The 12,391-nt window shown below is 45.1% G+C and carries 8 protein-coding genes and 2 rRNA genes (1 of these 10 cut by a window edge); 1 reads left to right on the top strand and 9 read right to left on the bottom strand.

Going from position 1 to position 12,391, the window contains the following annotated elements:
* Positions 1 to 191: 191 nt before the first annotated feature.
* From nhaC to ACUJFL_RS09420, 7 genes are all read right to left on the bottom strand, one after another.
* Positions 192 to 1,661 carry a Na+/H+ antiporter NhaC gene (gene nhaC / locus ACUJFL_RS09450; RefSeq protein WP_445424712.1) on the bottom strand — a complete coding sequence of 490 codons (1,470 nt, stop codon included), beginning with the start codon at positions 1,659 to 1,661 and terminating at the stop codon, positions 192 to 194.
* Between the two features lie 88 nt (positions 1,662 to 1,749).
* Positions 1,750 to 3,771 carry a carboxy terminal-processing peptidase gene (prc, locus tag ACUJFL_RS09445; protein ID WP_445427306.1) on the bottom strand — a complete coding sequence of 674 codons (2,022 nt, stop codon included), beginning with the start codon at positions 3,769 to 3,771 and terminating at the stop codon, positions 1,750 to 1,752.
* Positions 3,772 to 3,788: 17 nt separating this feature from the next.
* Complete coding sequence (gene proQ, locus ACUJFL_RS09440; RefSeq protein WP_445424710.1) at positions 3,789 to 4,520, bottom strand: RNA chaperone ProQ; 732 nt, start codon at positions 4,518 to 4,520, stop codon at positions 3,789 to 3,791.
* Between the two features lie 7 nt (positions 4,521 to 4,527).
* The gene (locus ACUJFL_RS09435) at positions 4,528 to 4,842 is read right to left on the bottom strand and encodes a hypothetical protein (RefSeq protein WP_226751680.1); all 315 of its coding nucleotides are present in this window, start codon (positions 4,840 to 4,842) and stop codon (positions 4,528 to 4,530) included.
* Positions 4,842 to 5,312: a GAF domain-containing protein gene (locus ACUJFL_RS09430; RefSeq protein ID WP_226751681.1), complete on the bottom strand. Its 471-nt coding sequence runs from the start codon at positions 5,310 to 5,312 to the stop codon at positions 4,842 to 4,844. The genes ACUJFL_RS09435 and ACUJFL_RS09430 overlap by 1 nt, the downstream gene beginning before the upstream one ends.
* A gap of 150 nt (positions 5,313 to 5,462) precedes the next feature.
* Positions 5,463 to 7,289: a protein kinase domain-containing protein gene (locus ACUJFL_RS09425; RefSeq protein ID WP_255654616.1), complete on the bottom strand. Its 1,827-nt coding sequence runs from the start codon at positions 7,287 to 7,289 to the stop codon at positions 5,463 to 5,465.
* Complete coding sequence (locus ACUJFL_RS09420) at positions 7,289 to 7,984, bottom strand: DUF4919 domain-containing protein (RefSeq protein ID WP_445427305.1); 696 nt, start codon at positions 7,982 to 7,984, stop codon at positions 7,289 to 7,291. Before ACUJFL_RS09420 ends, ACUJFL_RS09425 begins: the two co-directional genes overlap by 1 nt.
* Before the next feature lie 305 nt (positions 7,985 to 8,289).
* On the opposite strand from ACUJFL_RS09420, the gene ACUJFL_RS09415 reads away from it, so the two are divergent.
* Entirely contained in the window at positions 8,290 to 8,778 is a 489-nt protein-coding gene (locus ACUJFL_RS09415; RefSeq protein WP_226751684.1) for a fasciclin domain-containing protein, read from the top strand.
* A 1,019-nt stretch (positions 8,779 to 9,797) separates the two neighbouring features.
* Here the strand turns inward: ACUJFL_RS09415 and rrf are convergent.
* Together rrf and ACUJFL_RS09405 are read right to left on the bottom strand one after the other, a co-directional pair.
* Positions 9,798 to 9,912 (bottom strand): 5S ribosomal RNA (gene rrf / locus ACUJFL_RS09410).
* Positions 9,913 to 10,065: 153 nt separating this feature from the next.
* Positions 10,066 to 12,391, bottom strand: a 23S ribosomal RNA gene (locus ACUJFL_RS09405) (it continues 559 nt past the right edge of the window).

The following is a 12,391-nucleotide window of genomic DNA, read 5'->3' as shown; positions in this document are numbered from 1 at the left end:
TCTGATGCGGCTAACTCAGTCGGGCGGCTTTTCGCCTTTTTCCTAAAATCGTTACTTATCACCACAAACCAGCCTGAGGCTAGATTATGGGATAAGTAAAACAAAGCCCTTATCGCCATAACGAGACGTTAGCATTAAGATCATCAGCTTCAGGCGTTTAAGCATCAGCGAAGATAGTAAATATAATGAATTTAATTTGCCAATACGCGTTCAACCACTGATTTAGGAGGCGTCAGTTTTAGGATTTTTATGCCCATGTAAGCATAAATTACGGCCAATATTGGGTTAATTAAATTAAAGAACGCATAAATAAAGTAATCCAGTGGGTTCACATTTAATACACCGTGCATATAAGCACCGCAGGTGTTCCATGGGATCAAGGGGCTGGTGATCGTGCCACCATCTTCTAGCGCTCGAGATAAATTTACGGGGGCCAAATTACGCCGTTGATATTCCTCTTTAAACATCCGCCCAGGCATCACAATCGAAATATATTGATCTGCCGTTAAAATATTGGTTGCTAAACAGGTGCCCATGGTACTGACTATCAATGAACCACTGCTGCGAGCTAACTTTAAGATGGCTTCAACAAACTTGCGTAGTAAACCGATGTGTTCAACCACAGCGCCAAACACCATAGCACTAAAAATTAACCAAATGGTATTGAGCATGCTGGCCATACCGCCGCCACTGAGTAAGTCATCCATACTTTCGTTACCGGTAGAGATAGAGAAGCCGGCGAATAAAGTTTGCCAAATGATTTTAAAAACAGCCACGGCGCGCGGTAAATCATCCGATGCTAAACGGCTCAGGAGATCATCTTGAAATAATACCGCCCACACACCGCCCAACAAGGCACCAATGAAGACGGTAGGAAATGCGGGGACTTTTTTGATCGCCATGACCAACAGCACTAATAACGGTACTAATGACCATAAACTAATATTGAATTGTTGCTGTAAGATGTTACTAATGTCAGTGATATGCTGGAAATCCGCAGAAACATCGCTGTTAAAGCCAATGATCACAAAGCCAAACAGCGCCAGAATAATACTCGGAATAGTCGTCCACAACATATGACGAATATGCTCAAAAAGATCGGCACCAGCCACCGCAGGAGCAAGGTTGGTCGTTTCACTTAAGGGCGAAATTTTATCGCCAAAATAGGCCCCTGACACAATAGCACCAGCCGCAATAGCGGGAGACAACCCTAAGCCACTTGCTACACCAATTAAGGCGACACCAATGGTAGCGGCCGTTGTCCAACTGCTGCCGATACTCATGGCAACGATGGCACACAGCAGGCAGCTGGCGGCATAAAACCAAGAAGGATTTAAAAGCTGCAAACCATAATAGATTAAAGTGGGAACCGTGCCCGATAATAACCAAGTACCAATTAACGCACCTACCGCCAATAAGATCAACACCGCGGCTAAGGACACCGAGATGCCTTTGACGATCGCTTGTTCGATGCTTTGCCAATGGTAACCGTTTTTCAAACCAATTAAGGACGCGACTGCTGCGGCAATGAATAACGCAATTTGATTGGGCCCGTATGAGGAATCATCTTTAAACAAATAAACCGAACAACCAAGTAACGTAATTAATACCACCATGGGTATTAACGCATCTAACATACTGGGGGATTTTGGCGCTGCCATCGTTATAAGGCCCTTTTATAATTATTATGGTGTCTTTTTTGTAACATAAAAGAAAGGCGGTAAAAACCGCCTTTGGCTAAATCATGTTTTATTTTTTAGCGACTTGGTTTAACTGTATCCAATCAACAGTAATATGCGCCGCCTCTTCTAAAAACGGATCCAATTTAGATAATAACTCTGGGGCATCATCTACTGAGGTCACCGCAGGTAACGCTAAACGTTTTAACCGTTCATTTGTACGCGCTAGCGCACGCGCTTCATCCGCTTCGCGTTTGGCGATACGCTCTGCTTTGTTCAACGACACACTTTTCTCATCTTTTTGCTGTTGATACTCGGCAATATCGGTTAGCAAATACTGAAATTCCGTTTCTTTGGCTAAGCGCTGTTGATGTTTTTGCTGCAAAATCGGCACTTGTTGCTGAATACCCGTAGACCCTTGATATTGCGCAGGCGCAATGGCATCCCAAGGTAAGGCATATTCTTCTTTGCTTTCACCCCACTCCGCTGGATCTATTGGCGATGGGAAGGTGATGTCAGGGATCACACCTTTGTGTTGCGTACTGCCGCCATTGATCCGATAAAACTTGGCCATAGTGTATTGCACGCTACCTAGTTGTTGCTCAAACATATCATAGATGCGACCAATACCACGATGCTGCTGCACCGTACCTTTACCAAAGGTTTGTTCACCTATAATAAGAGCACGGCCATAATCTTGTAACGCCGCGGCAAAAATTTCTGAAGCAGAAGCGCTATAACGATCGACCAATACGGTTAAGGCGCCGTCGTAATAAGATACGCCATCGCTGTCCCCATTTAAGCCAATTTTGCCATCACCATAACGGATTTGCACCACTGGGCCACGATCAATAAATAAACCGGTTAATAATGTGGCTTCTTGTAAAGAACCACCGCCATTACCACGTAAATCGATAATAAGCGCATCCACTTTTTGTTCATTGGCCTCTACCAGAAGCTTTTTCACATCTTCTGATAAATTGTTGTAAAAACCAGGAATGTTAATGACACCGATTTTACTTTGTAACTCGCTTAATTTAGGGGCCAGTATTTCAAATTTGGCTGCTCGATCTTCTAAACGAATTTTATCACGAACAATCTCAATCACTTGTGTTTGGCTGTTCGCTTCGCTGCCACCCAATACTTGTAAACGTACTTTACTGCCTTTGGGCCCTTTGATCAGATCGACCACATCATCTAACCGCCAGCCTACGACATCAACAAAGTCTTTCGCTTCCTGTGCGACACCGACAATACGATCCTTTGGCTTAATTTTCTGTGTTAAGTCAGCAGGACCACCGGGAACTAAGCTTTGAATGACGGTGTAATCCTCGTCTGCTCTTAATACCGCACCAATACCTTCTAGCTGTAAGTTCATTTCTTGTTGGAAACGTTCAGCATTACGAGGTGATAAATATGAGGTGTGCGCTTCTACAGCACGGGCAAAAGAGTTCATCACAATTTGAAACACATCTTCACTTTGTGTTTGTACTAAGCGTTTTTGCGTGTTTTTATAACGCTTAGTCAGGATCTCTTTCGCCTCATCAACGGTCTTACCGGTGAGTTTAAGATTTAACAAATCAAACTTGACGCGTTGACGCCATAACTCGTTCAATTCATTTAAATCGGCTGGCCAAGCAGCATCTTCACGATCGTAAACGTACTCATCGTTGACAGCAAAATCGTAATCTTGCGCTAACTGCGCTAACGCAAAGTCAAAACGCTCAAAACGGCGCTGTTGCGCCAAATTAAACATGTCAAAAGCAAACGTTAAATTGCCACGATTAATGCCATCATCAAATTGATTACGGTATTGCTCGAAATCAGCAATATCTGACGCCATCAGGTGATTGCGATAATAATCGAGATTTTTTAAATAGAGGTCAAAAATTCGTCCCGACAACGCATCATCCAATTGCACAGGCAAATAATGCGATCGCGTGAATGTTGCTGCAATGCGCTTACTCGCTGTGGCATGTTGAGCTGATTGGCTAATAACCGGTAGCGCACTACTGTCGAGTGGCTCAGGTGTTGTTGCTGTTACGCCTAAAGCTAAAAATAAACCAACCGTTATCAGGGATAATTTCTTCATAACACTCTCTATATTCGTCAAGCTTTGTACAAGCTATCCTGACGTGTTTTGATGATCATGCCAGAACCAAGTTGCACCGTTACATCCGGTAAATTCACTTCAGTTATCGTGGCGTGCATCGGTGACGAGCCTAATTTAACAAGCACTTTATCACCTGTCGCTAACTGCGTCGGTTCAACGGTTGTTAACGTGACGGCAACGGGCGCAACGTCAATTGTGGCTTTTACAGGTGTCGCTTTTGCTGGCACCTTCTGAGCCTTAGAGACGCGTTCTGCCATTTTGTTCGGTCTTTTTTTATCAACACCGGCAGCAACAGGTTTGGCGACGTTTTGCTTAGCACGTTGCTCTTGCATTTTAGCTTTACGCTTCTCAGCGGCTTTTTGTTTACTTTCAGCTAATAATTTTGCGGCATGCTCAGCTTGTTGTGCATCAATTTGCTCTGCAGCTTGACCGTCAAGGTCAACGCGACTAACGCCTTCTTTTACAGATTCAAGGTAACGCCAGCTTAAGGTATAAACTCTTAACGCTTGACGTAATTGGGTTTTACTCACTGGGCTATCTGCAGCAAGCCGTGCAGCTAAATCCTGAAAAATACCTACTTTCAGAGGTTTAACTTGTTGATCAGCAGCGAAACACAATGGGAATTCACTGACTAAATACGCCAGTACATCTTTCACATTGGCCAGTTTTGCATGTTCGGCAGTAGGTAGGTCTGTTGCTTCAACTAGCTCAGCAGGGGAATTTGTCATTCAGGATTCACTCTTCTTCATCATCTTGTTCAGCAAGCAGTTCTGCTATGCCTTCATCTATTTGTTGTTGGACAAAAGATAGCGCCCAACCAACCAACTCGTCTTGATCTACATCCAATAAAATAGTGTCTCCGCGCAATTGTTCCCACAATTGCGGCATCAAAAACGCTATTTCTACTGATGTTAGGGTGTCGGGTAAAGCATCCCAGACAGCGTGAGCAATAGCATTAAACTTATCTGCTACTAGCTCTTCTTCGCCATCCCAGTCACCGACTTCATCAACTTGCAGTAAATAATCCTGCACAGATAATAAATCTTTCATTAAACCTGAGCCAAACGTTGTTCAAAAATGTCGACTAACTGACCCAGATAATCTTCATCAATGTCATCAAAGCGGTTTAGTAAAGGGCTATCAATATCGAGTACCGCAATCACGATACCATTGTGCCGCACGGGTAAGACAATTTCTGAATTACTGGCAGCATCACAAGCGATATGACCCGGGAACTCGTGGACATCTGCCACCCGTTGAATAGCGCCTGTGGCCACACAGGTTCCACAAACACCTTTACCCACGGCAATGCGCACACAAGCCACTTGCCCTTGAAACGGGCCTAAAACTAATTCACCTTCGCGCATAATATAAAAGCCTGCCCAATTGAGATCGGGTAAGCCATTAAACAACAAGGCACTGAGATTAGCCATATTGGCGATCAGATCAGATTCGTGCTCTAACAAGCCACGTGCTTGCTCTAGCAATAAACGGTAATTGGCGCTTTTCTCGCTCGACATACTTCTTATCAAATTCAGGTTACACTAAAGGCCATACATTACTTGTTTTAAGCGTTAATTTAAACCTTTTTTAGCTTAAACCACGCAGCCAGAGCGCGACATTCAGCGCGGAAAGCTTGGTTTGCTGCTTATTTCAACAGCCTTGCCGTATTAAACGACAAAACTATATGGATTTGCCGGATACAAGCATTGTGGCGCTTGTGGTTGATGGCTAAAGCGTCGCGTATCTTTGTAAGGCAACTTCATAAAGCCACCGACGCCTTCACCACTGATTAAAGCAACTTTACTTAAAATACTTTGTAGTAAGGCATTAAACTCGCGTTCAGCGGTAGGATCGAGTAAGCGGTAATAGCTATGCACTTTCATATAAAGTGGCGCTACCTCAAAGATAATACAACCGGTATGTCGAATTAAGTTAAGCCGAGCAATATCATCCATAATCGCATCAGGCAACACCAATTGCTCATCCGGATCTTTACCATCTTCAAAGTAAGAATGTTGCTTGCTGGCCTCTTCTAAACTGATCACCGGGGCTAATTGATAAGGAATGACGCTATTCTCCGCCGGAATAAAAGGCAGCTGAGTCGACTCACGACTAATATGAATGGTGTTGCGGGCATTGAATAAACACGCTTTGAAGATACCAACTTTGCTGATCGCGCGCGCTAAAGTCACCACATTATTAACAGCTAATGCAAAGGCTCGCGCCAACTTATCATTGTACAAGTTTAAGCTACAATCGATATAAACCCCATTAGCTTGCCAGTGGATCGCAATACCGCCTACCACCGGATAACGGGCTAAACGGCTGACTGCCGCAATAAAGGCTTTTTCTGTCTCGCCCATACCTTCTAAATAATTTTTATAATATCGCTCGAGTTGCACATCATCGACATAGCCAATATCCTTATCTTCATTGTGCTCCCGCAAAAACGATTTACGTGAAGAGTAAACCACTGTGTCTAATTCACGCTGTTGATCGCTTACCCACACCGGTAACAAAGGATCATCATTAAACAATGGCAGCTCTGGTAACACTAAGCGCTGCAAACGGGCCATATGCTGTAAAAAATAGTCCCCTGCTTGTTCGCGTAATGTTAAATCATCGGACAACATACCATCGAGCATAGTGGCAAATTCGAGCGGTAAACCAAGACTTCTAGCCGGAATCGCTTTACGACCAAAGCGGCTAGGTTGGCCGGATGCTAAGGCATATAGCGTGCTGGCAACACCTTGCTCATCAAAACGCGGGCTAGATAACTGCCCCGCACGTTGCTCAGGCCCAGTGAAATATACATCCCCCATTCGAGCATTCGAATTCTGTAAGTCTGCCGACATCAGTTGCATCACATTATTGGATAAGTAATGTCCTTCATGATCAAGTTGTGCAAAAACGGATGAGCCCCAATCAATTAAGCTTACGAGGCCGCTTTCCTCATCAAACACCAAATTAGACGGTTTAACATCGCCATGGACAATCGGTAAGGCTTCACCGTCTTTTTGATTACGTCGTAAATGCCAGAGTAAATCGGCTAATTGTCCGGCAATAGAAATGATGAGTTTTACCGGTAAACGCCCATGTAATAAGCTATATTGCTCCAGATCGATACCGGGAGCCCGCCCCATCATTAAGATCCCCTGCTTTTTAATCACCTGATAAGTGACAAAAGGCGGCACTGCAGGATGATCGACCTGCGATAGCATAAAGGCTTCATCCGCTAAACGTTCTTGAATATGCTGCGGCAAATTGATCCGTGAGAATTTAAAAACATAAGGATGCTCATCAATACCAAAACCCGCAAAGGCAAAGCCATAAGCGCCCTTACCCAGTAAACTAATTTGTTGGTATCCCAGTTTCTCTAACTCATCAATACAAAGCGCCACCCAGTCTTTCAGCTTTTTCGCATCATTGGCATTTAAGAGGTAAATAGACTGCTCTTCGGGGATATAAAAGTTACGTAGATTACGATCTTGCATCATAGCCCTGCCGTTGACTTGCTACGCAACATTTGTGCACTGATATCAAAATACCAAACAAACTCAGTACCATCTCTTGGATTCACAATCGTCATCACGTCATAAGGCGTGTCATCCTGCCAAAGCAACGCTTGTGCTTGAATATCAAAACCATGCATTTGGATAAAAGTATACAACTCAGTTGTACTGGTAGCTTGAAAAGCTGAAGCAGTACTTTTACCGTCGCCACTTTGCCAGATAGCCGCCATTAAGCTGTCTAACACCTCTTGATGATATTCGCCCTGTGTCTGTTGCTGACTTTCCAAATGACAAAGCATGGCACCGTAATGACCATTAAGGCTGATATAGTTTGTTTTTAAAATTTTGTCACTTTGTAACAAGCAATCTTGCCATTGCTGCTGTTTGATAGCATCAAACATTGCTGTCGATAACACGCGTTCCGTCATGGTATGAGGCTGGTAAAACGAAGTACTTATATAATGCTTACGTAACGTGGCTAATCTAGCGGGATCAGGGCCTTGCTCTATATCCGCAATTAAACTTTTATATTGCAAATTGGCTTGTGCCAAACGTTGCTGTTGCAGCGGATCCAGCGCGTATGTGCTGACTTGACTACATCCCACGATTTGTAACATCAAAACAACCCATAAAGTTCTTGCTGCGCGACAAACTTGCATAAACATTGTTATAGCCATATTGGTGATCATTCGACAATAGTATGCAACTATTTGACTGGCAATTACTAGTCAACTCGTACCGACATAGCAAATGGATCAATTCATAAAACACGTTGCACAAGACTCACTTTGGCGATTTTTAAAGCAAAAATGCAGCAAAAAAAGGGCATATTATCAATCATGTTTGCATTAATGGTGCCAGCTACGTAATTAGTTAACATCTGGTTTCAGCAAAATTAAAAAATATAAATCTGATCCTTGCAACTGTCTACAGCGTTTCTATTGCGACTTTTATGTCTAACCTAAAGCTAAAAGGAAAAATTATGAAACTCTCACGTATGATCACAGGTTCGTTATTAGCAACATCATTATTTTTTGTCGCACAAGCGCACAACCATGGCATGAAAGCAGATATCGTTGATACTGCCGTTGCTGCTGGCAATTTCACCACTTTAGTCACTGCAGTAAAAGCGGCTGATCTTGTAGATACGTTAAAAAGCGAAGGCCCATTTACTGTATTCGCACCAAATGATGCCGCATTTGCCAAAATCCCTGCTGCAGATTTAAATGCGTTAGTCGCAAATAAAGAAGCGCTTACCAGCGTTTTAACTTACCACGTAGTCGCTGGCAAAGTGATGGCTGCTGATGTTGTAAAACTAACTAAAGCAACGACTGTACAAGGTCAAGATTTAGCCATTGAAGTAAAAGATGGCAAAGTTTATGTCAACGGCGCGCAAGTAATTGCTACAGACATTAAAACAAGCAATGGCGTGATCCACGTGTTAGACACTGTTGTCATGCCAAAAATGTAATTAATCCTTTCTTATCAAAAGCCCACTTTTTAGTGGGTTTTTTATTGTTTAGAATAGTGAATTAACCATGCAGCAAACAATATTTACGACTGCAAAAACACGCAAATGCGACTTAACTGATGCTTTTTCCAACAACTAGCCACAACTCAAGCCATACCTCGTGCAGCAACAACCACTGAGTTGCTAATGAAATGCTTTTTAACCACATAAAAGCACGGTTTTATCTCTTAAATTTTATAAGAAAGCCATTGTTAATACCGTGGCCATGCTTGGAAGCGTTTTGTCATTGATACTGCACGCGTGATTAGAGCGAACCCAGAGATTGGGCGGTACTGAACACACGTTCAGAAGGAAGGTGTATTAACGCTGAGTTTTGAGTTTTGAGTTTTGAGTTTTGAGTTTTGAGTTTTGAGTTTTGAGTTTTGAGTTTTGAGTTTTGAGTTTTGAGTTTTGAGTTTTGAGTTTTGAGTTTTGAGTTTTGAGTTTTGAGCATGATGGTGACGTCCCGTTAAAAATTTGTCTAACGGCGTACTTCGTTACTCGGAACAATTCGAGCTAACTGCTTTAATTGCCTTTTACTATTCTTAAGTACCAAATCGCATGGCGACAAATTCCTCAGGAACGAATTTGGACTGCCGCAGGCAGGTCGCGAAGCGATGCAGGCCAAGGATGGCTTTGCTCAATGCCACCAGCGCCGCGAGGCGCTTCAACACAAAAAGGCTTACCCGTTAGGATAAGCCTTTTGCTTGAATGAGGTGCCTTCATGCCCTTCGCAGAGCGAAGGGCGTTCAGCCGGCGTCAAACCAAACTGTTGGCTTGTCGTCTCCCGGCTTCACCGTACTACTTTGCTCACCCCTTGCCTGGGGTTCGCCGCTGCGCGGCCAGCTAAAGCTGTCCAAAAACGTTCCAGACGTTTTTGTCGCATGGTGTCGCCCGGCTCGAGCAGTGCACCGGCTAGGGTATTTCAACCAATAAAAAAGCCCCACTCTTGCGAGTAGGGCTTTTCTATTGAATGAGGTGCCTGGCGGTGTACTACTCTCGCATGGCGAATGCCACACTACCATCGTCGCAGCTGCGTTTCACTTCTGAGTTCGGAATGGAGTCAGGTGGTTCCACAGCGCTATTGCCACCAGGCAAAAACTTGTAGGGAACACGTTTTAACGCACTTTAGTGCTGCCCGTTAGGGTCAAATCCATGGAAGGATTTGATAAAAACGTGTTCCAATATTCGGCAATCTGATAAGTAAATTCACACTGTATTCTTTTCTTAAAACATCTTGGGCGTTGTATGGTTAAGCCTCTCGGGCAATTAGTATGAGTTAGCTTAACGTGTCACCACGCTTCCACACCTCACCTATCAACGTTGTGGTCTTCAACGACCCTTTAGTAGACTCGAAGTCTAAGGGATGACTCATCTTGTGGCCGGCTTCCCGCTTAGATGCTTTCAGCGGTTATCCGTTCCGAACGTAGCTACCGGGCAATGCCATTGGCATGACAACCCGAACACCAGCGGTTCGTTCACTCCGGTCCTCTCGTACTAGGAGCAACTCCACTCAATCATCCAACGCCCACGGCAGATAGGGACCGAACTGTCTCACGACGTTCTAAACCCAGCTCGCGTACCACTTTAAATGGCGAACAGCCATACCCTTGGGACCGACTTCAGCCCCAGGATGTGATGAGCCGACATCGAGGTGCCAAACACCGCCGTCGATATGAACTCTTGGGCGGTATCAGCCTGTTATCCCCGGAGTACCTTTTATCCGTTGAGCGATGGCCCTTCCATACAGAACCACCGGATCACTATGACCTACTTTCGTACCTGCTCGACGTGTCTGTCTCGCAGTTAAGCTGGCTTCTACCATTACACTAACCGTACGATGTCCGACCGTACTTAGCCAACCTTCGTGCTCCTCCGTTACTCTTTAGGAGGAGACCGCCCCAGTCAAACTACCCACCAGACACTGTCCGCAATCCCGATTCAGGGACCTACGTTAGAACATCAAACATACAAGGGTGGTATTTCAAGGACGGCTCCATCAGAACTAGCGTTCCAACTTCAAAGCCTCCCACCTATCCTACACATGTAGGGTCAATGTTCAGTGCCAAGCTATAGTAAAGGTTCACGGGGTCTTTCCGTCTAGCCGCGGGTATACGGCATCTTCACCGCAATTTCAATTTCACTGAGTCTCGGCTGGAGACAGCCTGGCCATCATTACACCATTCGTGCAGGTCGGAACTTACCCGACAAGGAATTTCGCTACCTTAGGACCGTTATAGTTACGGCCGCCGTTTACCGGGGCTTCGATCAAGAGCTTCGCTTGCGCTAACCCCATCAATTAACCTTCCGGCACCGGGCAGGTGTCACACCCTATACGTCCACTTACGTGTTTGCAGAGTGCTGTGTTTTTAATAAACAGTTGCAGCCAGCTGGTCACTGCGACTCTCCAATGCTTACACCGCAAGGGCTTCACATCAAAGAGCGTACCTTCTCCCGAAGTTACGGTACTATTTTGCCTAGTTCCTTCAGCCGAGTTCTCTCAAGCGCCTTGGTATGCTCTACCTGACCACCTGTGTCGGTTTAGGGTACGGTCACCAATACCTGAAGCTTAGAGGCTTTTCCTGGAAGCATAGCGTTAGCAACTTCATCACCTTAGTGACTCGTCTCGTGTCTCAGTCTTAAGAAACCGGATTTTCCTAGTCTCTCAACCTACACACTTTCACGCGGACTACCAACGCCGCGCTTGCCTAGCTTTCTCCGTCCCCCCATCGCAGTATTGGCCGGTACAGGAATATTAACCTGTTTCCCATCGACTACGCCTTTCAGCCTCGCCTTAGGAGCCGACTCACCCTACCCTGATTAGCATGGGATAGGAACCCTTGGTCTTTCGGCGGGGAAGTTTTTCACTCCCCTTATCGTTACTCATGTCAGCATTCGCACTTCTGATACCTCCAGCATCCTTCTCAAGACACCTTCGCAGGCTTACAGAACGCTCCTCTACCACTTGCACATAATGCAAGTCCGCAGCTTCGGTGAATGATTTTAGCCCCGTTACATCTTCCGCGCAGGCCGACTCGACTAGTGAGCTATTACGCTTTCTTTAAAGGGTGGCTGCTTCTAAGCCAACCTCCTAGCTGTCTATGCCTTCCCACATCGTTTTCCACTTAATCATTACTTTGGGACCTTAGCTGGCGGTCTGGGTTGTTTCCCTTTTCACGACGGACGTTAGCACCCGCCGTGTGTCTCCCGAGTAGTACTCATTGGTATTCGGAGTTTGCATGGGGTTGGTAAGTCGGGATGACCCCCTAGCCCAAACAGTGCTCTACCCCCAATGGTATTCGCTCGAGGCGCTACCTAAATAGCTTTCGAGGAGAACCAGATATCTCCGAGCTTGATTAGCCTTTCACTCCGATCCACAAGTCATCCCCTAATTTTTCAACATTAGTGGGTTCGGTCCTCCAGTTAGTGTTACCCAACCTTCAACCTGCTCATGGATAGATCGCCCGGTTTCGGGTCTACACCCTGCAACTATTCGCCCAGTTAAGACTCGGTTTCCCTACGGCTCCCCTATTCGGTTAACCTCGCTACAGAATGTAAGTCGCTGACCCATTAT

The organism is Alishewanella sp. HL-SH05, from assembly GCF_052655985.1.
Note: the sequence above shows the minus strand (reverse complement) of the source record. Positions and strands in the feature narration are given on the sequence as shown.